Source organism: Paenibacillus sp. NPDC058898 (assembly GCF_049316025.1).
Classification (GTDB): Bacteria; Bacillota; Bacilli; order Paenibacillales; family Paenibacillaceae; genus Paenibacillus_AQ.
The window spans coordinates 1-22,555 of record NZ_JBMOSM010000002.1 but is presented as its reverse complement, the minus strand read 5'-3'; the positions used below and the strand labels follow the sequence as shown (position 1 = coordinate 22,555).

Sequence of the window (22,555 nt, the reverse complement as noted above, 5' to 3'; positions counted from 1 at the left end):
ACGTCCATTTTTGCCCGAATAGAGTACAAAACGATTAAGCGAAGAATGAAGCAGGGCAAAGAGGCTGGAGCGAAGAAAGGCATGTGGACAAACGGAAAGCCACCGTTTCCATACTATTATGATAAGAACACAAGGTCAGTACTGGTGGATGAAACGAAGCGTCCGATTTACCGAGCGATTGTAAAGATAAATCTTAATGGAACAAACCTGGGGCATATCGCCATTTGGTTGACAGATAACAAGATACCCATGCCATACAACATTAAGCCGGATGGAAAGAACAAGGGCTGGTCAAATATTACGGTTCAACGGTTGCTGGCAAGCGAAATCCATTGGGGTACATCACTTATGGCAAAACCCGTTCCAAGTGTGGTCAGGTGGAGCTTGTACCCGAAGAAGAGCGGATTAAAGTCATGGGAACACATGAAAAGCTGAATACACCGGAAGAACATGAAGTCATAATGGAGCGGCTGCTTGAAGAACAGAATGCTGAACCCAAATTTTAGACGCAACATTTTTCCTTTGTCAGGCTTGCTTTATTGTGAAAAATGCGGTTCGCAGATGAGGTTCCGGGTGGGAGAGAACAAGAAGCAGGGACAGCACTGGAGTGCATTGTGCTATCACCAGTATAAAGAAGGCAGCAAATGTGAGCAGCGTGGCAAGGTAATGGATTCCGATTTTTTCAATGCTCTGTATGATCGGATTATCTATGTTGATCCAAACATTTTGCGGGAGATTGAAATGCATGGGATTCGTTACAATGATACACAGGTCATTATCGAGGTCAAAGAGCAGGAATTGAAAAAGCAGAAGCGGGCATTGGATAAGCTGCATGAATCGTATGAAGAGGACATGATTACGAAGTAGGTATTTTTGGAGCGTAAGCTGTAAGGGCAAGGCAGATACAGAAGTTGGAGGAAGAGTTGAAGGATTTGCGGAAAGTTGTAGTAGATGAAGGAAATTATCTGACTGTGGAGCAGATATATGAGCGAGTTGGGCAGTTTAGGGAGTTGTGGAGTGTCGCGGTGACGAGTGAAGAGAAGAATCGGGCGTTGAAGAAGCTGGTGGAGCGGATTGTGTATAATCGGGAAGGGAATGGGGGGGAGTTGAGGGTTTGTTATAGGTGAGATTTGAATAGTGCTATTGTAGACTTCTGGAATAAGTTCCAGAAGTCTCTTTTCGTATGGTACAATATACCTAAATTAGCTATTATCAGACATAGAATCGTAAATTAGAAGCACATTAAGTTTTTTGCTGATTTTGGAAATCGATAATTATAAGTATGATTTGATCGTTATATCTCATGAAACGAGGAGGTTAACCATGTATATACATAAAATGATGATTAATAATTTTAGAAATTTCAAAGAACAAGTAATAGAATTTAATGATGGAGTGAATGTAATTATTGGTCATAATAATGCTGGAAAGTCAAATTTACTTAAAGCATTAGCTTTGGTACTTGATTCTCAAGGAACAAAGCGATTGAATGTTTATGATTTCAATAAAAATGTTACACTGGCAGAATTGATAGAGAATCCACCTCAAATTAACATATCTTTAGTAATAAAGCAGAGCTTAAATGAAAATTTGAATTCTGATGATTTAGTGACAGTTGGGAATTGGCTTACCAAGTTAGACGAACCATACGAGGCAGTGTTAACCTACGATTTTTTTCTTCCTGAAAAAGAAAGAGTTAGTTATGTAGAAGCTATTAGAAATGCCCCTGATCTAGATATAGCTTGGAAAATAATCAATCATGACTTTATAAGGCACTATGTCTATAAAATATGGGGTGGAGATAAGACTGCTCAAAACGTTGCTGATAGTGAATCATTACAGAAGTTTGATTTTCAATTTTTAGATGCAATCCGTGATGTTGAGAGAGATATGCTTTCAGGAAGAAATTCTCTTCTTAAAGATGTGTTGGACTTTTTTATGGATTACGAAATTAAATCAGATTTAGATAAATCTGAGGAAGTAAAGAAAATAGAGATTAAGCAGAAGAAGAAGGATTTTAGTGAGATTGCAGATACGTTATTACGTGACTTACAAAACAGAATGAGTGTTGGTAAGGAACAGATTTTATCATATGCCAAAGATACCGGAGCTTCATTTAACAAAGCAATACCTAATTTTGAAGGAAGTCTCTCAGATGTGGAAATTTTCTCTGCACTTAGGCTTATTGTTGAATATGAATCCGGCATAAAGATACCGGCTACACATAACGGTCTCGGGTATAATAACTTAATTTTTATGTCACTGCTTCTATCAAAAATGCAAGTCAATGCAGACGGCAAATATTTAGGGAGTAATGCGAAGGTATTTCCGATATTGGCAATTGAAGAGCCTGAAGCACACCTGCATCCAGCCATGCAGTATCAGTTTTTAAAATTCTTAAAGAAAAATAAAAATGAAAAAAAGGTTAGACAAATTTTTGTTACCACTCATTCAACGCATATTACCTCTTCTGTTTCTCTAGATGAGATGATTTGTTTGCATAGCGATGGAGGAAACACCTCTGTTGGATATCCTGGAAAAGTATTTCCCACTGAGGAAAGTAGTAAAAAATATGTACAGCGATTTTTAGATGCGACCAAATCAGATATGCTTTTTGCTCAAAAAGTAATTTTAGTAGAGGGTTTAGCAGAACAATTGTTGCTGTCAGTTTTCGCGAAATATGAAGGTGTTTCTTTAGAAGAAAATCATATTGCAGTTATAAATGTGGGTGGTAGATATTTCAATCATTTTTTACATCTGTTTGACAGTGAGAAAATAAATACTCTAAACAAAAAAATTGTTTGTTTGACAGATCAAGACCCTGAAAGAAAGAAAAAATCATCTAACACTAATTTCAAAAAATGCTATCCGTTTGAATACGACGCTAATACTAAAGAGTATGAGTATAAAAGAAACACTTCATCATATCAACCAGGTACTCACCCTAATATTGCATTTTTTAGTCAAGATGAAGTTGAAGGAAAGACACTTGAATATGATCTGATTTTATTTAACCCTTCCCTCGAAATATTAGTGACAGATTCTATGAAAAATCAAGATGAAATTAAAAACTTAATGAAGCTTTATACAGACCAAAAACCACAGACAGATTACGAATCCATACTGAGAAAAAGCGATGAGAATGATAGAATTATTGAAGGTATTAATCAAAATACTTCTTGGAGCGAGCAACAAAAATGTAGAGTATTAATTGCTTCACGATATCTTAATTCAGTAGGGAAAGGAGAAAACGCTTTGGAGCTTGCATATATTTTGGATAAAAATTTAGAAAACAAAGGAACTGATAAATATAAAAATTTTATTGTTCCTGATTACATAAAAGAAGCCATTGCGTGGTTATGTAAATGATCCCAATAAACTCTGATACATTGATTCCTATTGAGCACCATTTTCGAGTCTCTGCTGGTCCAGGGGCAGGGAAGACTCATTGGTTAGTTGAACATATTAAAAATGTTCTCCATAAATCAACAAGATTAGAGAAAACTCGTAAAGTAGCGTGCATTACGTACACGAATATTGGAGTAGAAACGATTTTGAACCGTTTAAACACTACAATAAACCAAGTTGAAGTATCTACTATCCATAGCTTTCTATACAAACATATTGTAAAACCATACGCCGTTTTCCTTGTTGATGATTATGGATTAAATGTGGAAGCAATGGACGGGCATGATGATATTATTTTATCAAATTATTCTTTTTTAAACGAATGGAAAGACCGAACTCAACAGCAAAGATTCAAGGAAGATAAATTAATTGTTGAAGCTTTAAATTCAACAAAATGGAAATTTGATGATTTAGGAGCTTTAGTAGTAAAGCCTGATTATCCTCGTAAGATTGGTAAATATTCTATCAAGAATGATTCGTACTATGAATATAAAAAAATGGCGTGGGAAAGAGGTATAATTCACCACGATGATGTACTCTTTTTTAGTTATCAATTAATTAAGAAGTATCCATTTATTTTAAAAGTGTTACAATCCAAATTCCCATACTTTTTTGTTGATGAATTCCAGGATACAAATCCTATACAAGTGAAGATTATGGGGTTAATTGGAAAAAAAGAAACGATAGTTGGGATAATTGGTGATAAAGCTCAGTCTATTTATAGCTTTCAAGGAGCAGAACCATCTCAGTTTCATTCATTTAACTTAAACAACATAGTTGACTATGTAATGGAAGATAACAGACGAAGCACAAATCAAATTATAGATATTTTAAATACAGTACGTGTAGATATAAAACAAAACAAATACAGAAACATAAACGGAGAAAAACCCATAATCATTGTGGGAGAGCGGCTTGATGCCCTTAGAATAGCTAAAGAAAAGAGTAATAACGAGTCGGTAAATTCTTTGTCAAGAATAAATATAATCTCGAATGCAATGAAAAAGGAAATTAAAGGAGATTTATTTAATAATAAGCTAATTGAAGCACTTTTAACCGAAGATAATCCTAGCAGTAGCAATAAATACAGAAGTAAAGTGATTATTGCTTGTATAAAGTCAACTGAGTTTGCTCGCCAGAACGAATTTAAAAGTGCAATAAAAGAATTAGAGAGAATTTTCAAAGATAAGAATGACAAAGATAAAGGAAGAAAAGAAGCTCTGAAACATCTTTGTGTACTCCTTTCTCAGTATGGGGACTTTAAAGAAAAAAGCCTACTAGAATTCCATTCTTTTGTAAAAAGAAAAATAAAACCTGACATATCAAATTTAGCAAGGGGCGCAGCTAAGAATTTCTATGAAGGACATAGTTACCAGCAATTAGCTTTGTGTGTAAGAATTGATGAAGATACTAGCAGACACAAAACAATTCACAAAGCAAAGGGAGATGAATTTAAAAATGTCTTGGTTGTTCTAAAAGAAGAGAGTGACATCGAGTTTTTACTCAGCCCTAATTTGAACGATAAAGACAAAGAAGAGCAAAGGGTAAACTATGTAGCAATAAGCAGAGCTACCGATCGTTTATTTATCAATGTGCCAACATTATCCGAAATAGAATCTAAAAAGTTAAAATCTCTGTTTGACATTATAAGAAATGAAACATAAATATTTCATTAGCGATTAGAATCATTTCACAGGAAACAAAGAAAGTAAACGTACTGGGTTCATTCCCAATTAATGAAATAACTAAACTAATGACCTCTAGAAGTTTCTCGGAGTTTAGCAGAAAAAAGGGAGAAGAAAATGATAGACGAGTTATTGAAATACTATAAGAGTAACTTATCAACCTATTCATTAGTGTTCAAGTATATGCCATTTTTATATGCTATGGTCTCATTCCTGTTCGTATTATTTATAATTTCTGGATACATTCTGATATTAATCTTACCGTTAAGTTTCGCTGTTCCAAGTTATGCTAAAGGGTCAGCTATTTTTTTCGGGGGAATATTGATTCTGTCAGTACTAATAATAAGTATTTTTGACACAAAGGCTAAAAGAATTTTGAATAATCATTATTCTATTAAAGTTAAAAAAGGTGGTTGGAGAACAGAACAGTTTGAAAATATGCAGAGGCAATTTCTTATTGAATACTTGAAAAGTAAGGAATTATATTCTGAGGAAAAGTTGAATTTATTAATTAAAATATTAGAAAAAGAAATCGTGCGAAGTAAACTCCCAACTTTTTTAGCTCCCGGTGCTTTTTTAGCATTATTTATACCAGTTTGGTCACAGTATGCTATATTCTTTTTTAAAGCTTTTGATAGTACAGAATTCAATGAATCAACCAGTGTTTTTGTAACTTTTACTTTAGTAGCATTATTTATTTCAATGGGTATAGGAACTTTTAAAGCGATGTTTAGTTTAGTTGAAGATTATTTCATGATAGAAATAAATATTAAAAAGAGATTTTTGGAAAAAGTGGAAGATGCGTTGCTCTTTTATAATGATACATGTGTTGATTTAGAATACGTTCTTAACAGAAGTAATTAGAATAGTGAAACTACTACTCTTGATTAATTGGAAATATTATTAAGAGAGAGAGAATAGATGGTTGTTTGAGATGATGGAAACATAATGCTAGAGTTAATTCGAAAGAGTTCTTTAGGTCGGCTTATATGACACGGATCAGGGTCGGAATAATTATCATCTAAGGAGTTTTTATTATGAACGAAGAGCAGAAAATTAGAGAACTAAGTTATCTTCGCAATCAAAAAGAGAATCCTACGTCAGGTAATTATAGAAGATATATGGTGAATACTTACAACTATATTTTACAAAGTTCCAATTCAGGAAATAAGGGTTGGAGCAAAGCAAATACTCGGGAAATGCTAAATTTTGTATATGAAGGAACTCCGGATCATATGGGCTATGAAATGGTGGAGAAATTCAAAAAAACTCTTAGAGATTTAGGATATATTAAGACAGTAAAAGAAGAGAATGAGTGGCGTACTTACATACTCAAAGAATTAGACTTTTAACTGTTTTAAGGAGAATTATGAAAAATACAACTATTATATTTGAAAATGCAAATAAAAAATTCTTAAATAATGAAGTGGATTTGATTCTTAGTGGTGTCTCAGAACGAACATTATGCGGTTCTTTAATGAGATATCTTCAGGAAGAGATTAAAGAAACTAATTATTCGAAATATCACGTGGATGTGGAATATAACAGAAACAAAGGGAAAGTAAAGACCATTATTGATCAAAACATCGAAGTAATACCTATTAATTGTGATATCATAGTACATAGCCGTGGTGAGATTCTTGAACAAGATAATTTAATTGCAATAGAAATGAAAAAATCCACAAATAGAAATTCCGAAAAGATAAAGGATAAGAACCGATTGATTGCTCTAACTAAAGATACATTCGATGATGTTTGGTCATTTGATGGGACAAATCTTCCTGAGCATGTGTGTAGATATAAATTAGGTGTTTATTATGAAGTCAACATTAGGCAAAGAGAAGTTTATGTTGAGTATTATAAAAAAGGGCAATTGTGCTCTACAAAAATATTTAAGCTAAAGTCGGGGGACAATAAAAAAAGGTAGCCCTGTCATATGAATTTGCCTTGAATTCCAAATATTTAAGATGTTTTCTGATTGATGATACATCATATGTGAGTATTACTCATAATAAAGGTTGGGATTATTTTTTACTCAACTGTTTATAATTGCAAACACGAGCCCTTACCCCTCCCGGTAAGGGCTCTTCATTTCCCAACAAAACTCTAACTCTTAATAGCCCCCATCATAATCCCCTTCACAAAATACCTTTGCACAAAAGGATACACCATAATGATCGGCAGCGTAGCGACCATGGTCACGGCCATCCGGATGCTTTCACTGGAGACCGGGATTCGCTTGGAGCCCTGCGCCAGCTGCTGCGCATCGGACATCATGCCGGCGGTCTGGAACTGGTTGAGGATTTTGACCAGGACGGCCTGCAGGGTCTTGAGCTCCGGCTTGTAGGTATACACATAGGAGTCATACCAGGAGTTCCAGTGGCCGATGGCCAGGAACAGGCCGATCGTGGCGAGCACCGGCACGCACAGCGGCATGATGATGCGGAAGAACGTCTGCAGGTCGTTGGCGCCGTCGATTTTGGAGGATTCCTCGATCTCGCCGGGGATCTGCTCCATGAAGGTGCGCACCAGAATCATCAGGAACACGCCGATTAAGCCAGGGAAGATATAAACCCAGAAGGAGTCAATCAGCCCCAGGGACTTGATGATCATATACGTCGGGATCAGTCCGCCGCCGAAATACATCGTGAACACAAAGAAGAAGGAGAAGTATTTCCACCCGAGCAGATTGCGCTTGCTGAGCGGATAGGCGAGCAGCGTGATGAAGAAGATGGATGCCGCCGTCCCGACGACGGTCCGCAGCACGGTGATCTTGATGGCGCTCCAGATTTCCGGATTCCGGAAGATCGTCAGGTAGCTCTCGATGGTTGGTACGCGCGGCCAGAAGTACAAATTGCCCCGCATTGTATCGGTCGCATCGTTCAAGGAGATCACCAGGATGTTCCAGAACGGATAGAAGGTGACGATAAAGATGCCGGTCAGGAACAGATATAAAGAGGCATCGAAGATACGCTCGGTCACGGTTTTTTTGCTTAACATGGATGTACCTCCTTATGGTTTAGAATAGGGACTGCCCGTTCAGCTTCTTCGCCGTATAGTTGACGATGACCACGATGATGAAAGCCACCACGGAGCTGAACATGCCGACGGCTGCCGCATAGGAGAACATGCCGTTCTGGATACCGTAGCGGAACGAATAGGTGGACAGGACGTCGGAGTAATCCCGCGTCAGGTCATTGCCGAGCAGGAAGTGCTGGTCGAAGCCCGCGTTCAGGATGCCGCCAAGCGCCAGGATCAGCAAAATGACAATCGTTGGCTTCAGGTGGGGCAGGGTGATGTACCGGATCTGCTTAAAACGGTTGGCGCCGTCGACCTTGGCCGCTTCATAGAGCTCCTGGTTGATGGATGAGATGGCCGCCAAATACATGATCGAGCTGTAGCCCATATCCTTCCACGTATTGCCAAGCGCAACGATCCACCAGAAGTACTTGCCGTTCTGTAGGAATAAAACGCTTTCATCGGTGATGTGTAGGAATTTCAATATGCCGTTCATCGCGCCGTCCGAGGAGAGCAGGGTCACGATGATGTTGGCCGCGATCACCCAGGATATGAAATAGGGAAGATAGGAGGCGGTTTGCACCGTCTTTTTGAACTTCACATTCTTGATCTCATTAATCGCGATGGCGATCAGGATCGGCATCGGAAAGGAGAAGAGAAGCGTGATCAGCGTGGAGGCCAGCGTATTTCGCATGACGATCCAGAAGTCGCCGTTGTTGAAGAAGTAACGGAACCACTCCAGGCCGACGAACTCGCTCGTAAACAGGGTCGACCAGAAGCCGCCAAGCGTCGGCTGGTAATTGACGAAGGACATGTATAGACCAACCATGGGCGTATACGCAAACACAATGGCCCAGATCAGTCCGGGCAGCATCATCAGGAATAGATACTTTTGCTGTTTCAGCATCGCCCAGCGGCTTTTTCGATGAGGACTTAAGTTCAAGTCACTCCGCGTCTGTAAGGTTGTAGCAGGTTTCATATGGGGCACCTCGCATCTCAAGTTAACTCAAATTATAAGACTCCGAAAAAATGAGTGTCGATATGACAATGTAACGAAAGATGCTTGAAAATAACTTACATTGCTTGTTCCCATAGTTAAAATAACAAAATCGCTATAATATGAAGGGATAAAGCCGACGCAGGGGGTATGAGCATGTATAGCATTTTTCTCGTTGATGACGAAGAGCTAGAGCTAGAGATGATCCGAGATTATATTCGTTGGGAAGAGATGGGGATATATGTGGCCGGAACAGCCCTGAACGGCAGGGATGCCCTGGAGAAGATCGAGGTGATTCAGCCCGATATCGTATTGACGGATGTCCAGATGCCCGTCATGAACGGGCTCGATATGGCAAAACGGGTGAGTGAGTTATTCGACTGGATTCAGTTCGTCTTCCTAACCGGACACGATGAATTCAATTATGTGAAATCAGCTTTAAACGTGGGAGCCGTCGGCTATTTATTGAAGCCGCTGGATCTGAGCGAAATTGTAAGCGTTATCGATAAAGTGAAACGGCGCTGCGAGGAGGTGCGGATGAAGAACCGCTCCATACGCGTGACAAAATCCAATATCGTACGAGAGATGATGTTCGAGCAGAACGAGGAGCGATTCCGAAACCTCGCTGCCAGCTACCATAAGCTGTCCCGCCATACGGAGCCGAGAACATATACCCTTACGCTGCTCGGCCTCGATGCTCCGCATGCTGCACAGCCGGGGCTGTCCCTCGAGGATGGCATGGCGCGTCTGCAGACACATATGGAGGAGTGGCTTGCGGACAAGAAGCTGGAGGCGGATCTAATCATCTGCCGAGAAGGCGAGCTGGGCATCTTCATGGATGCCGCCAGCCATCTGAGCCGCTTCACATGGGAGGATCTGCTGAAGCAGATGCAGGATACGCTGGGTTTTACGATGACCGCGGCCGTGAACGAGGAGCCAGAAGAGCTGTCCCGCATCCAGGATTTATACCGGGAGACGCGGCTGATGCTGGAGGAGATGTTTTACGTCGGGAACGGGAGAGTCATTTATGCAAAGGATGTGCAGCGGCAGCTGGAGAGCCGGCAAATTCCTCCTTTCCAAGAGCCGGCCTATTTCGAGGACATTCATCAGCTGGCGTCCGAGCAGGCCGCGCAGAAGCTGCGGGATTACTTCAACCGGCTGGTCATGCTGCGGATCCGAAAAACCGAAGTATGCGATTTTGCCATCGGACTGGTGGAGCGTCTGCTGGAGGGAATCCACGAACCGATCACGGAGAGCCACAAGCGGGCGGAGCTTTACCATTCCATCTATCAGTGCCGAACCATTATTGAAATCGAAGCGATCATCATGGATTACGCCGGGCATGCGATTCGGACGCTGGAACACCGGTTCATGGACAAAAATGCAAGGCTGGTGCACCAGGTGCGCACGACGATCGACCAGACCTATCACCAGGCCATCACGATCAACAGCTTGTCCGATCAGGTGTATCTGTCTCCCAACTACCTGCGTTCCATATTTAAGGAGAAAACCGGCATGACGATCCATGATTACCTAACGAGAATCCGGTTGAACAAAGCCAAGGAGCTGCTGGCCGACGATTCGCTCAAAGTGCAGGATATCGCCCAAAGAGTCGGTTATGAGAGCACATCCTACTTCATTTCCTTATTCTTAAAAAGCCAAGGAGTTACGCCGAATGAATACCGCAAAAACATCTAACCCGACCGGCCCGTGGAGCCGTCTGGCAGGGGCTTTCCCATTCGCGCACTTACGCGCATACACAAACTGGCGGCTCCGGCACAAGTTCTTTTTCATCTTTCTGATCGTCATCATCCTACCGTTCTCGCTGCTGATCTATTATTCGTATTCTTCGACGCGCAGCACCATTACGGAGCATACCTATACGGCCTTGGGGGGATCGCTGGCACAGATTAACACCAACGTGGAGAAACGACTGGAGTATTACAATCAGCTGTCGAACATTCTTTACATGGATGCGCAGCTCCGCAATTATCTGTCTACCGACTATGAGCAGGCGTATTATTATCTGGATGCTTTCCAATACATCAACCGGACGCTGCCGTCCCTGATGACCCTGAATGCCAACATTCTGGGCATTACGATATATACGGGGAACCACACCCTCTATTCCGACGGCCAATACGTCAAATTTACGGAAGAGCTGCCCCCGGCGATGGAGGAGCAGGTACTGGATGCCGCCGGCAGTACGGTGTACTTCCATTCTGAGGATTTCAAGGCTGATGATGCGTATATCACCATTGCCCGTTCGTTAAGTTATTTCAGCTTGCAGCATCCATATGGGATTTTGACCATGGACATTAACGCGAACGAATTCTATTCCCTGATCAAAATGGAGAACTACAACAAAAGCGTCTATATTATCGACGAGTCTGGCGGCGTGATCAGCACGGGGGATCAGAATCTCCAATCGAACCAGTTGTTCGACGTGTTCCCGATTCAGGATCGGATGACTCAGGATGCGGGCTCATTCGATATTAAGATTAACGGCCAGGAGCGTTTTTTCACGTATAAAAAGCTCAGCAACGGCTGGTCCACGGTCATCACCGTGCCCTACGACGAACTGCTGGCCAATGCGAATCAGGCGACCAAGAACGTCATCTGGTTCTCCGTGCTGGCGATAGGCATGGCCATCCTGCTGCTCTATTTTACGACCAAGGTCATGACCAAGCGCATCGAGGTGCTGCTGCAGCAGATCCGGAAGGTGGAGCGCGGGGATTTCCGGCTGTCGATTAGGCCGATGGGGCATGACGAGATCGGCCAGGTGTCCTTTGCGTTCAATAAGATGGCTTCGACCATACAATCCCTGATCCATGACGTGTACGTGAAGGAGATTGCAAGGAAGGAGTCGGAGCTGAATACGCTCCAGGCCCAGATCAATCCCCATTTCCTGTACAACACCCTGTCTTCCATCTCTTCCCTGGCGATCAAGGAAGGGGCTATGCAGGTGTACCAGATGGTCAATTATTTGGCCAAGTATTACCGGGTGTCGCTGAATAAAGGGAAACGCATCATTCTGCTGGAGCAGGAAATCAATCTGGTGAAGAATTATGTCGCGATCCAGAAGATCCGGTTCCGGGACAAGCTTCATATGCATTACGACCTGGATGAGCAGCTGTTCGGGACCACGACGATCAAGCTGATTCTGCAGCCCTTCATCGAGAACTGCATCAATCATGCCATTGGGGACGAAACGGGAATCAACATTAACGTGAAGCTGAGGCAGGAGGGGGATGACATCTTGCTCCAGGTCATCGATGACGGCATCGGCATGACCCCCGAACAGCTTGATCATGCGCTGAACAAATCGGATAATCTGTCGGGATACGGCGTGAAAAATGTGGATGACCGGATCAAGCTTACCTACGGGGAGGAGTACGGAGTCAGCATCTTCAGCCGGCTCGGCATCGGAACGGCGGTGACCATTCGGATACCTGTAATCTCCGATAGGCATCCTGCAAACGAACGGGACCCACAGCAGGCGTTACCCTGAATGAAAGACATTTTGCATCATGGATTGTAAGATTGCGTTATAGATCAATGAACTCCCGATTTTTACAATGATAGATATATTCAAGCACATGAATATGACGACCTTAGAAAGGGGTTCAGGGAATGAAGAAACTAAAATTGATTCTGGCAGCAGCGCTCGTTATGACAACGCTTTCGGCTTGCGGCGGCAATCAGAAGGCGGCATCGGGCGGAGACAGCGGTACGAATGCGGACAGCAGCGCGCCGATCACGTTAACCTGGTTTGACCAAAACACGGGAGATGCCTTTACCAATCCAGTCGCTAAAGTGATTACGGAAAAAACAGGCGTGACCGTCGAGATCCAGCAGCCTACGGGCAATCCGGTTGAGAAGCTGAATCTGATGCTGGCCAGCGGCGATCTTCCGGACGTTATTTTGATGAGTCGTGGAAGCGATATCATGAACAAGTATATTACCTCCGGCGCGGTCATCCCGCTGAATGATCTGATCGAAGAGCACGGACCGAATATCAAAAAAATGTACGGCGACACGCTTGCCAAAACCCGAAGCGAGGACGGCAACAATTATTATTTCTCCAACTGGTACGGCTTGGAGCAGTACCCGGTGTTCGGCTTCATGATGCGCATGGACATCATGAAGGAGCTGGGCGTCGGTGATAAGGTGAACCACGGCGAACCGTTTACCGCGGAGGAATTCGAGGAGCTGCTTGTCAAGTTCAAGGAGAAATATCCAACGATTGACGGCAAAGAAAGCATTCCGATGACGCTCAACGGCGAGAACGTCGGAGCCGTAACCGGCAGCTTCAAGGGCATGTACGGCATGATGCCGTATTATGAAACGAACGGGGAGCTGAAGAAGGACGTCCGCGATCCGCGCTATCTCGAAATGGTCAAATATCTGAATTCCCTTTACCGCAAAGGCCTGCTCGATAAAGAATGGGCAACGATGAAGACCAAGCAGTTCGAGCAGAAGCTTGGCAACGGCAACGTATTTGCCACGGCAGAAGCGCTCTGGAATGTAGGCAATGCGAATGCGCTACTCAAAACCGAAGCAGCCGATAAGGCAACGGAGGAAGAGCGTCAGTTCTACCAATATAAAGTGCTGGCTCCGGGCGTGAAGCCGGAAGAGGCCACTTACGGGCCGAAGAGCTCCCTGGGCTGGGACGGCGTCGCCATCAGCCGCTCCAACAAGGATCCGGTCCGGACGATGAAACTGCTGGATTTCCTGGCCAGCGAGGAAGGCCAGTATCTGCTGATGTGGGGAGTAGAGGGCGAGCATTGGGATTTGAAGGACGGCAAACATGTGCCAAGACAAGACGTGCTGGACGCCTTCAAGAAGAATTGGGACGAAGCTTCCCGTACGACGGGCATTCGCAAGTGGACCTGGATGATTAAGAACGGTCCCGGCGAGGACGGAACTCCGTATGACCTGATGGGCCGTTACCAGACCGATCCGGTCACGGATCTGGCGATCAAGAATCTGGCCGACACGTCGTTTGATACGGCACCATATGACAACCTGGGTCCGGCTGGCGGCACGCCGGAAGCCATTATGGAAACGAAGGTGAACGACACCATCAATAAATATTTCCTGAAGATGGCCCTGTCGCCGTCCGAGGACAAAGTGGTGGAATCCTATAACCAGATGATGGCCGAGATCGAGGCGGCTGGCCTGGCCAAGCTGGAAAAGATTTATACGGACAACTTCAACAAACGTCAAGAGCTGTGGGGCAAATAATCTGACCAAGGGGAGTCAAAAGATGCTTCGTCTTTTGGTTCTCCTTTTTTTCTTGCGCAGGCAAAAACCAGATCAACACGAATCGGAAGGATGATATTCTGTGACCATTCAATATCAAGAGAAGTTTCGCGTGTTTGCGATACAAACCGATAACAGCTCCTATCTGTTCGGCATCAACGACAGCGGCAATCTGCAGCATCTCTACTGGGGGGAGCCCATCGGGATCGAAGACGCGGCTCCGCTGCTGCGGCTGAGATCGCACAGTTCGTTTGACGCGGAAGTCCATTCGGAGGTGGAGGAATACAGCTTCTGGGGCGGCGTCAAATACAGCGAGCCCAGCTTGAAGGTACGCATGCCGGATGGCGTGCGCGACTTGGCGGTTCGTTACGCCGGGCACCGAACACTTCAGACGGAAGGAAGGGAAACGCTGATCATCGTCATGAAGGACGAAGCGTACCCGCTCGAAGTGGAGCTGTCCTACCGGGCGATTCCCGAGTGCGACCTGATCGAACGTTCGGCCCGGATCGTGAATCGCGGCGAGGCGGATATCGTGCTGGAGAATGCGCAGTCCGCGGCATGGGTTATTCCCTATCTGGCGGATTACCGGCTTACGCACGTGGCGGGGAAATGGTCCGGCGAATTTCAGCTGCGCAGCACCTTCCTCACCGAAGGAAAGAAGGTGCTGGAATCCCGCAGGGGCTTTACGGACAGCCACGCCAACCCTTGGTTTGCGATGGATGACGGACATGCCACGGAGTCGGCGGGGCAGGTATGGTTCGGTGCGCTGGCCTGGAGCGGGAACTGGAAGATCACGGCCGAGCGGACGGTGTTCGAGCATGTCCGGGTGACCGGAGGCATCAACGATTTCGACAGCGAGTGGGTGCTGGGAGCGGGAGAAGCCTTCGATACGCCCGGCTTCGTCGGGGGATACAGCAGCGGGGGCTTTGGCGGGATGAGCCGGCGGCTGCACCGCTATCAGTATTCGGATGTCCTGCCGGGCAGGCAAACGAGACCGGTCTTGTATAACTCCTGGGAAGCAACGTACTTCGATGTCAATGCCAAGGATCAAATGGCTTTGGCCGAAAGAGCAGCGCGCATGGGCGTGGAATTGTTCGTTGTGGACGACGGGTGGTTCGGCGGGCGCAACCATGATCGCGCCGGGCTAGGCGATTGGTTCGTGAACCGGGAGAAGTTCCCGAACGGTCTCGGCGAGCTGATTAACCAGGTGCATGAGCTGGGCATGGATTTCGGTATCTGGGTGGAGCCGGAGGCCGTCAATCCGGACAGCGACCTGTACCGGGAGCACCCGGATTGGGTCTACCATTTCGAGACGCGGGAGCGCTCGGAGCTTCGCAATCAGCTGCTGCTGAACATTTCGAAGCCGGAGGTTAAGGCTTACATTTTGCAGTTTATGACGGACTTGCTGGAGCAGCATGACATCAAGTTCATTAAATGGGATATGAACCGGACCGTAACCGAACCCGGCATGAAGGATCATCCGCTTCACCGCCAGAAGGAAATCTGGATTCGCCACGTTCAGAGCCTGTACGAGATTTGGGCGGAGCTGCGGCGCAAGTTCCCACATGTGGCGTTTGAAACCTGCGCCGGCGGCGGAGCGCGCATCGATCTTGGCATCTTCCGGTATGCCGACCAATCCTGGCCGAGCGATAATACGGATGCCTTTGACCGCCTCAGCATTCAGGAGGGCTTCTCGTACACTTATGCTCCGCGGATGATGACCTGTTGGGTAACGGAATCGCCGACAGGGATGAATCGCAGACAGGTATCCCTGAAATACCGCTTCCACAGCGCCATGATGGGAACGCTCGGCATCGGCTCCAACCTGAATGAGTGGAGCGACGAACTGATTGCGGAATCGGCCGAATTTGTCGCGCAGTACAAATCCATTCGCCATCTGGTTCAGTTTGGCAGCCAGTATCGCTTGGACTCGCTTCGGCATAAAGGCGTAACGGCCGTGCAGTACGGAAGCGAAGACGGCAGCGACAACGTGCTGTTTGCGTTCCTGCACAGCCAGAAGCTGGGCGAGCCGCTGCCACGACTGCAACTTACCGGACTGCAAGCCGATCTGTCGTATGGCATCGAGGGGATTGAAGGTACATGGAGCGGCAGGGCACTCATGAACATCGGGATCGAGCTGCCGCTGCGCGGGGATTTTGACAGCTTGGTTTATCACATTCAGATCCAAAAATAGTTCGTATATCCCCCGGAACGGAGCGCGCCGCATTATCTTATAGGCAATGCGGCGTTTTTTTTGCCGTGACTTCCACGTTAACGTCAATGTTATGACTGATATTAGATTAAGAATGAGTATCTATAACATGCTGATAGTATCGAAAGCGAGATGTATATTAAAGTACTATATAGAAAGAGAAGCGGTAAGAGATAATATAAAAGGGACAGTATCAGCTATTTATTAGAGAGTATTACGAAATTAGAAAAAGAATTAAAGCTCATATTTTAGATGAGCGTGGCATTTATATAGGAACTGTAAATATAATGAGATGTTCGTATATATCAATTTTTTAGAAGCTTCTGCCCTAGGTAGGAGTTTTTATTTTGAAGTAGTGGATTAGTTGTATGCCTAAATACTTCCATTTTATAGTATGATAAGTCTATAGCTCATAGGGTTTATCAAGGTGTGTTCAAGAATATAACCTATGGCATGAAGCAGCACTTTATTTTTTGAGGAGGTTTATAAATGAGGTTTTGTCTTCATCATGGTGACACTAATTTTATTGCGCTAGTCAATGCAGATAAATATAAGACATTTGTAGATGAAGATTGGGAATTTGAGTCGCTATTCAAACATTTCTCAGATGAGATGGAAGAAGGCAAAATATTAGTTTTCCAAATGACCGAGGAAGGAATAGAACATTCATGGACGATAGAAGTAAAGTTCGAAGCTACGTTAAATGATCTGGAGTGCTATAGAAGGACAGAAGGATATATAGAAGTAACGGATAACAAATTGTATATTGTTGATTATGATTGCCTGACTATGGCTGCGCAATTTAGCGATAATAAGATTCCAGACGAAAATTGCGCAAACAATAGGATTGAATTGAAGAATGGGATGTATATGGTAGAGATTGTACAATTTTATAATGCTGATAATGACGAACATATTGGTGGCGATAAAATAAATATGTTAATGAATTTTAATGAAATATCAAATTTTGAAGCTAATGCAGATAAAGTAATTTGGTGCAGCTATATTTAATACATGCTTCTAGATGATGATAAGGAGAAGAGAGCATGACAATAAACACCACCGCGGAACAAATCCGCATTATCGAATATGACCCTTCCTACGCTGGGGCGCTCACTGATATGTGGAACCGCAGCAACGAAAGTTGGGGAGGAGGCACCAAGCAGAGAACGGAGGACTCTGTGCGCCGGGAGATGGAGATTTCGTCCAATCTTCATGCGTTTCTCGCCGTCGATGGTAAGGAGGTTGTCGGCTTCTGTAGTTTCGCCCACTACCGCCATGACGAAGGGGCCTTGTATGTGCCGCTGTTGAATGTGCGGCCCGATTATCACGGCTACAAGGTCGGCCGGAATCTGATCTTGAATGCCGTCCGCATGACAGTCGAAGCGGGTTGGCCACGGCTAGATCTGTTCACTTGGGCGGGCAACACCAAGGCTGTGCCGATGTACAAGAAATGCGGGTTCTTCTGGGAAAAAAATGATGATTACGTCCACCTGATGAACTTCATTCCGACCATCTTGCAAACCGAGGCGCTCGCTCCTTATTTTGAAGAGCTGGATTGGTACGCAGACAGTACCCGCGAGCTCGTCATTGAGCCCGATGGTCGCCGGGAGCGTGGCTTCGATTTCTTTGAATACACCTGGGGTAAGGGAGATCTCTTCGTACGAGCGGAATTCGAAAAGTCCGGTCGCGGGCTGACCGCTCTCGACACGCCTGACTATGCAATCTCCACCGAAATCGACGATCATGATCTTGTGTTCGGTTCTGCCTATAAGGTTCGCTATCGCATCAAGAACCGCTCGGCTTCCGAACTGGCGATTGAGATCAATGGCCAGGACGACAAGAGTATCCGTTTTGCGCTGGCTGCTGCACAAACGATCGCTCCGGGAGAAACGGTCATCGTGGAGGGGGAATTCAAGCTTAACCCGGTCCGGGAGGAGCAAAATGACAAGAAGACACACCCTGTTGTCATGAGCCAATGGGTTATCGGTGGCAAGCGGGCCGAGTTCCGCATAGGCATCGCCCCGAAATTCCCGGTCAAGATGAAGACGGCGCTGCCAGTCAAGGAGCTTTATCCGGGCATTCCGGCCGAGCTGTATCTGAACGTGGAGAACCATTTTGCCTCGGAAGCGGAGTTCGCTTTTGAATGGCCAGAGGATGAATGCGTGGAATGGGCCGATCGTGTCGTACGCTTCACACTTCCAGCCAAGGGCAAAGCATCTGTCCCGGTATCCTTCACCTTACGGTCCTACGGACTCTACTCGCGAGAGGTTCAGGTGACGGCAGTTCCGGTTGATCAAAAGGCGGTTTCCTTCACAAGCAAGCTGTCCGTCCTGATGAAGGGAACGCACGGCCGCTTCGGTGGGGAAGACGGGGAACAGTGGGTCGCCGTGAATGGCGCATTCTCCCTCCATCTGAGCAAGCATGATAATAACATGTGGATCGATTATCCTGGCTCCCACCACAGTTTCTGGTGGAACTATCCGAAGCTGGGTAAGCCGTTTGCAGAAGAGTTCTCCAAGAAGCAGGCCAAAGAAGTGAAGATCTTCTCAGAAGGGGAGAGTCAGGTACTTGAAGCCCTCTACGAGTCGGAAGACTTCCCCGGCCTGGAGATAAAGTCGGTGGCCAAGCTGTTCGCAAGCGGCATCGCCGAATTTCATCACGAAATCTGCAACACCAGCAGCAAAGGGCTGGAAGAGAACATGTATCTGCTGACGAATTTCGGTTTCTTCGGCAGCAGGCTCATCCTGCCATACCAGGGCCATTATGTGGACATGGGCGATGCTTACTCCAGCGATCCGAGTCATTGGGACAGCGCCCAGATCACGGAGAACTGGCTGTTCAGCAAAGAAGAGAACGTCGGTTGCGGGATCTGTTGGGACCCTTCCCTGAAGCTGCTTCGCCCGGAATACCCGTTTGGGCTGGAGCATGATCTTGGCCGAATTTCTGGCGGAGCCGTCGTGCGGACGAAGAAGACCGTGTTTGCTCTGAACACCTTCGCCAAATGGTGGGATTTCCGCTCCTTCGCACGGAAGCTGCGGAACCCGGTCGTACCGATGCTGGACGATCATCTAGAACTGGCGCTTGGCGGCGGAAATCCGTTCTTGGCTGGGCCGCTGCATGCAGAACTTATCGAAAGAAAGTTGGTTCCGCTCGCCGGTTGCTTGGAACTGTATGTGCAAAACGGTGGGGAACCGGAGCGGAAGGTTGCTGACATGAAGTTGCAAAGGGAGCAGGACCTTCGTTCTGCGAGCTTTGAGTTCTCCCCTGGGGAAAAGCAAGACCCGGAAAATGGCGAATCCGGTTGGAAGGCCCGTGCCGTCTATCGCGGCGAGGATTGGGTTCAGGAGCGGTCGGCTCTCTGGCTTCCCCAAACGGAAGCAGCCGTCGTTTGCGGGCTGGAGGAAGGAGCGGCAGGTCCCGTGTACACAGTGAGCAACGGGATTCTCTCCATAGCGGCTTCCACTGGCTTCGGCAGCGTCGTGCATTCCCTGAAGCACCAAGGCGAAGAATGGTTGGACAGTTCGTATCCGGAAGCTGCCCCGCGTTCCTGGTGGAATCCCTGGTACGGCGGACTCGGCGTGGACATTCCCGGCATGAGTGGCTTCAGTCGACAGCAGGAGCCGAGAAGTGCGACATGGGCGGAGCGGATGGATGTGCACGGCAACGTCTGGAAGGGACTCCGAATGACCACTGTCATCGAGAAGCAGGAAGCGAATCGGGGGATCACGATCGACCAGCATTACCTTATGCTGCCTGGTGTCCCTGTTCTCTGCGTACTGCATTCGGTGACCAACGAAAGTGGCCTGGTTCTGCCGCATTATTCGCTCAGGGATGATAATTTCTTCAAGCCTTCACCAGTCTTCTCCGAAGGATGGATGGAAATCCCCGGGGAAGGAAAGTTCCTTCTCGGGAAGCTGGAAGCCGAGCTTCATTTCAAGGGACTCTTGCGAATAGGCGCTGTTTCTCGTCAGAACATGCTGCATATAGTGAATAGTTATCACAATCAGAGTTCATCAGCGTATGTGAACAACAAGGTGTTTAGTCACGATGTGAATCACCATCTTTCACTTCTGAATGGGAAAACCGCCTGGACACAGCCGACTTTTCTGATCTTGGGTCGAATCGATCTGAATTCGGAGGATGTCCGTGACCTTCAGAAGCTGACCTTTACCAATCCTGCCGACGAAAAGGAGATCTTACATGCCGATCATTGACATTCATATTCATCTGTCGGACATCGACAGCTTTCATCAAACAGCGATTGATCAGTCCAAAGTCGATTACACCACTGCCGGACTTAAGGCGGAGTTTGACAAGAACGACGTCATTCTCGGTATTGGAATGGGCGTCACGGAGCAGACCAAGGGAGCCTTTCCTGATTCCAATTCACCTAATCCGATGGGTCTTGACCTGCAAGAAAGCGTTCCACCGTTCCTAATGGAATGCGTCGGCATCAATCCGAACATGCTCACCGGCAAGCACGCCCAAGAGGAGCTCGATAGGATTGAAGCTCGTCTGCAAGCTCCCGAGGTGGCAGGAATCAAGCTGTATGCTGGGTACTACCATCATTACGTCTATGACAAAATCTACACGCCGATTTATGAGTTGGCTGCCAAGTACGGCATGCCCGTGGTGATTCATACCGGCGATACTTACTCGATGAACGGATTGCTGAAGTATTCGCATCCGCTTACCGTAGATGAATTGGCCTACCAGCAGCGCGGCGTGAACTTCATGATTTGCCATTTGGGTGATCCCTGGGTGATGGATGCCGCCGAAGTGGTGGCCAAGAACCCGAACGTCTACGCCGATTTGTCCGGACTTGTCGTCGGAGATCGGCCCCATTTTGAACGGTTCATGAACGAACCGCTGTTCATGGACCATTTTCGCCGGGCGCTGGTGTACTGTGATCATTACGAGAAAATGTTGTTCGGAACCGACTGGCCGCTCGCACCGATCGACCTGTATGCGGAATTCGTTCGCAGGCTCGTGCCTGAGCAGCATCATGAGAAGGTATTCTACCAGAATGCCATTGGACTATTTCCGCGTATCAGGCAGCGGATCGCGGCGCTCTGAAAGCATCGGCGACGGCAGTTAGACCGTCCTACAGCGCGAAATTTCTCGAAACTACCGGGTAGAGGCCGCTCTAGAAAGTGCAGTGAAACATGGAGACTACAGCGTGATGGAGCGCCTTCTTCTTGTTCTTTCTAGCCCCTACGCACACTCTCAAGAACAGGTTGATTGCTCCACACTACCTGCATTATCACCCCATCCTTACCGGACGATTTACGGTACTTGAAAACTTCATGTGAATCAATTGTTCTAGGAACTTTTACCGTCAGGGTAGTTTTTTTGTTTGGAAAGAAGATAGTTTATATACTGGGGATAGCCTCGATTTATGTTTAACTGTAACCACAAAGGTCGCAGGCCATAATTCCAAACGATGATTTCTTTTTCTGCAACATTTTTTTTAATTATGGCGTCAGCACGAAGCAGTGGAAAGGATGAAACGATTCCCGAGAAGCGAATGCGGTCGCCTCCCTCCTTATGATTCAATTTTCTTGCGCTAGCTCGCTAATTCGCAGGATTTCATTCGTTATGAAAACGAATGTGACAACGAAGGCGACAAAAGGGGGGACCGTATGGCGAATGTGGACATAACGAAATAAGGGGAAGTGCGAAATTCCCATAGTTTTCCTTTATTCGCATGCTCCATCTTCGTCCTTGAGGTTTGCCCTCCCATGTCTCAACGGGTCTATGCCCTTTCATTCCTTCGTTACACCTATCAAGGAGATGGAGTCCGTTACTGCTTTGTCCACGGGTCTGAGCCCTTTAGGCGAGCGTATCGGTTCTTCATGCTTCTTGTGAATCCTGCGAATGAGCCATTAGGCAAGTGGTCGGTTATTAAGCGGCGACCGTTACTTTGTTGATGTCGTAAACGGAATGTTTCTTCGCCATAGCTACAAG

17 protein-coding genes are annotated in these 22,555 nt (G+C 46.1%); 15 read left to right on the top strand and 2 right to left on the bottom strand.

Annotated features, from left to right (window positions below):
- Positions 1 to 45 precede the first annotated feature (45 nt).
- From ACOZB4_RS04165 to ACOZB4_RS04130, 8 genes are all read left to right on the top strand, one after another.
- On the top strand, positions 46 to 435 hold the full coding sequence (locus ACOZB4_RS04165) for a recombinase family protein (RefSeq protein WP_379407185.1): 390 nt from the start codon (positions 46 to 48) through the stop codon (positions 433 to 435).
- Between the two features lie 51 nt (positions 436 to 486).
- Positions 487 to 867: a zinc ribbon domain-containing protein gene (locus ACOZB4_RS04160; RefSeq protein WP_379407216.1), complete on the top strand. Its 381-nt coding sequence runs from the start codon at positions 487 to 489 to the stop codon at positions 865 to 867.
- 65 nt (positions 868 to 932) lie between these two features.
- The gene (locus tag ACOZB4_RS04155) at positions 933 to 1,127 is read left to right on the top strand and encodes a hypothetical protein (protein ID WP_422759479.1); all 195 of its coding nucleotides are present in this window, start codon (positions 933 to 935) and stop codon (positions 1,125 to 1,127) included.
- A 196-nt stretch (positions 1,128 to 1,323) separates the two neighbouring features.
- Positions 1,324 to 3,369 carry an ATP-dependent nuclease gene (locus ACOZB4_RS04150; protein ID WP_379407187.1) on the top strand — a complete coding sequence of 682 codons (2,046 nt, stop codon included), beginning with the start codon at positions 1,324 to 1,326 and terminating at the stop codon, positions 3,367 to 3,369.
- A complete protein-coding gene (locus ACOZB4_RS04145) occupies positions 3,366 to 5,072 on the top strand; it encodes a UvrD-helicase domain-containing protein (protein WP_379407188.1) in 1,707 nt (568 codons plus the stop codon). The genes ACOZB4_RS04150 and ACOZB4_RS04145 overlap by 4 nt, the downstream gene beginning before the upstream one ends.
- Positions 5,073 to 5,210: 138 nt before the next feature.
- Entirely contained in the window at positions 5,211 to 5,957 is a 747-nt protein-coding gene (locus ACOZB4_RS04140) for a hypothetical protein (protein ID WP_379407189.1), read from the top strand.
- Positions 5,958 to 6,130: 173 nt separating this feature from the next.
- Positions 6,131 to 6,445, top strand: a complete 315-nt coding sequence (locus tag ACOZB4_RS04135; RefSeq protein WP_379407190.1) for a hypothetical protein — start codon at positions 6,131 to 6,133, stop codon at positions 6,443 to 6,445.
- 17 nt (positions 6,446 to 6,462) lie between these two features.
- Positions 6,463 to 7,020 carry a hypothetical protein gene (locus ACOZB4_RS04130; RefSeq protein ID WP_379407191.1) on the top strand — a complete coding sequence of 186 codons (558 nt, stop codon included), beginning with the start codon at positions 6,463 to 6,465 and terminating at the stop codon, positions 7,018 to 7,020.
- Positions 7,021 to 7,199: 179 nt separating this feature from the next.
- Here ACOZB4_RS04130 and ACOZB4_RS04125 read toward each other — a convergent pair whose 3' ends face one another.
- Both ACOZB4_RS04125 and ACOZB4_RS04120 read right to left on the bottom strand, forming a co-directional pair.
- Entirely contained in the window at positions 7,200 to 8,093 is an 894-nt protein-coding gene (locus tag ACOZB4_RS04125) for a carbohydrate ABC transporter permease (RefSeq protein ID WP_379407192.1), read from the bottom strand.
- Between the two features lie 19 nt (positions 8,094 to 8,112).
- Positions 8,113 to 9,090 carry an ABC transporter permease gene (locus ACOZB4_RS04120; protein ID WP_379407193.1) on the bottom strand — a complete coding sequence of 326 codons (978 nt, stop codon included), beginning with the start codon at positions 9,088 to 9,090 and terminating at the stop codon, positions 8,113 to 8,115.
- Between the two features lie 174 nt (positions 9,091 to 9,264).
- Between ACOZB4_RS04120 and ACOZB4_RS04115 the strand changes: the two genes are divergently transcribed.
- The 7 genes from ACOZB4_RS04115 to ACOZB4_RS04085 all read left to right on the top strand — a co-directional run bounded on the left by ACOZB4_RS04115 (position 9,265) and on the right by ACOZB4_RS04085 (position 21,664).
- On the top strand, positions 9,265 to 10,806 hold the full coding sequence (locus ACOZB4_RS04115; protein ID WP_379407194.1) for a response regulator: 1,542 nt from the start codon (positions 9,265 to 9,267) through the stop codon (positions 10,804 to 10,806).
- Positions 10,784 to 12,619 (top strand): cache domain-containing sensor histidine kinase, encoded by a 1,836-nt coding sequence (locus tag ACOZB4_RS04110; protein ID WP_379407195.1) that lies wholly within the window; start codon positions 10,784 to 10,786, stop codon positions 12,617 to 12,619. Before ACOZB4_RS04115 ends, ACOZB4_RS04110 begins: the two co-directional genes overlap by 23 nt.
- Positions 12,620 to 12,741: 122 nt before the next feature.
- Positions 12,742 to 14,355 carry an ABC transporter substrate-binding protein gene (locus ACOZB4_RS04105; protein ID WP_379407196.1) on the top strand — a complete coding sequence of 538 codons (1,614 nt, stop codon included), beginning with the start codon at positions 12,742 to 12,744 and terminating at the stop codon, positions 14,353 to 14,355.
- A gap of 100 nt (positions 14,356 to 14,455) precedes the next feature.
- Complete coding sequence (locus ACOZB4_RS04100) at positions 14,456 to 16,567, top strand: alpha-galactosidase (RefSeq protein ID WP_379407197.1); 2,112 nt, start codon at positions 14,456 to 14,458, stop codon at positions 16,565 to 16,567.
- Between the two features lie 507 nt (positions 16,568 to 17,074).
- Entirely contained in the window at positions 17,075 to 17,596 is a 522-nt protein-coding gene (locus ACOZB4_RS04095; RefSeq protein WP_379407198.1) for a hypothetical protein, read from the top strand.
- A gap of 35 nt (positions 17,597 to 17,631) precedes the next feature.
- Positions 17,632 to 20,802 carry a GNAT family N-acetyltransferase gene (locus ACOZB4_RS04090; protein WP_379407199.1) on the top strand — a complete coding sequence of 1,057 codons (3,171 nt, stop codon included), beginning with the start codon at positions 17,632 to 17,634 and terminating at the stop codon, positions 20,800 to 20,802.
- Positions 20,789 to 21,664: an amidohydrolase family protein gene (locus tag ACOZB4_RS04085; protein ID WP_379407200.1), complete on the top strand. Its 876-nt coding sequence runs from the start codon at positions 20,789 to 20,791 to the stop codon at positions 21,662 to 21,664. Before ACOZB4_RS04090 ends, ACOZB4_RS04085 begins: the two co-directional genes overlap by 14 nt.
- The last annotated feature ends 891 nt before the right edge of the window (positions 21,665 to 22,555 follow it).

Coding starts and splice junctions, on each gene's coding strand:
- ACOZB4_RS04165 (WP_379407185.1), top strand. CDS start 46: ATGAAGCAGGGCAAAGAGGCTGGAGCGAAGAAAGGCATGTGGACAAAC.
- ACOZB4_RS04160 (WP_379407216.1), top strand. CDS start 487: ATGCTGAACCCAAATTTTAGACGCAACATTTTTCCTTTGTCAGGCTTG.
- ACOZB4_RS04150 (WP_379407187.1), top strand. CDS start 1,324: ATGTATATACATAAAATGATGATTAATAATTTTAGAAATTTCAAAGAA.
- ACOZB4_RS04145 (WP_379407188.1), top strand. CDS start 3,366: ATGATCCCAATAAACTCTGATACATTGATTCCTATTGAGCACCATTTT.
- ACOZB4_RS04140 (WP_379407189.1), top strand. CDS start 5,211: ATGATAGACGAGTTATTGAAATACTATAAGAGTAACTTATCAACCTAT.
- ACOZB4_RS04135 (WP_379407190.1), top strand. CDS start 6,131: ATGAACGAAGAGCAGAAAATTAGAGAACTAAGTTATCTTCGCAATCAA.
- ACOZB4_RS04130 (WP_379407191.1), top strand. CDS start 6,463: ATGAAAAATACAACTATTATATTTGAAAATGCAAATAAAAAATTCTTA.
- ACOZB4_RS04125 (WP_379407192.1), bottom strand. CDS start 8,093: ATGTTAAGCAAAAAAACCGTGACCGAGCGTATCTTCGATGCCTCTTTA.
- ACOZB4_RS04120 (WP_379407193.1), bottom strand. CDS start 9,090: ATGAAACCTGCTACAACCTTACAGACGCGGAGTGACTTGAACTTAAGT.
- ACOZB4_RS04115 (WP_379407194.1), top strand. CDS start 9,265: ATGTATAGCATTTTTCTCGTTGATGACGAAGAGCTAGAGCTAGAGATG.
- ACOZB4_RS04110 (WP_379407195.1), top strand. CDS start 10,784: ATGAATACCGCAAAAACATCTAACCCGACCGGCCCGTGGAGCCGTCTG.
- ACOZB4_RS04105 (WP_379407196.1), top strand. CDS start 12,742: ATGAAGAAACTAAAATTGATTCTGGCAGCAGCGCTCGTTATGACAACG.
- ACOZB4_RS04095 (WP_379407198.1), top strand. CDS start 17,075: ATGAGGTTTTGTCTTCATCATGGTGACACTAATTTTATTGCGCTAGTC.
- ACOZB4_RS04090 (WP_379407199.1), top strand. CDS start 17,632: ATGACAATAAACACCACCGCGGAACAAATCCGCATTATCGAATATGAC.
- ACOZB4_RS04085 (WP_379407200.1), top strand. CDS start 20,789: ATGCCGATCATTGACATTCATATTCATCTGTCGGACATCGACAGCTTT.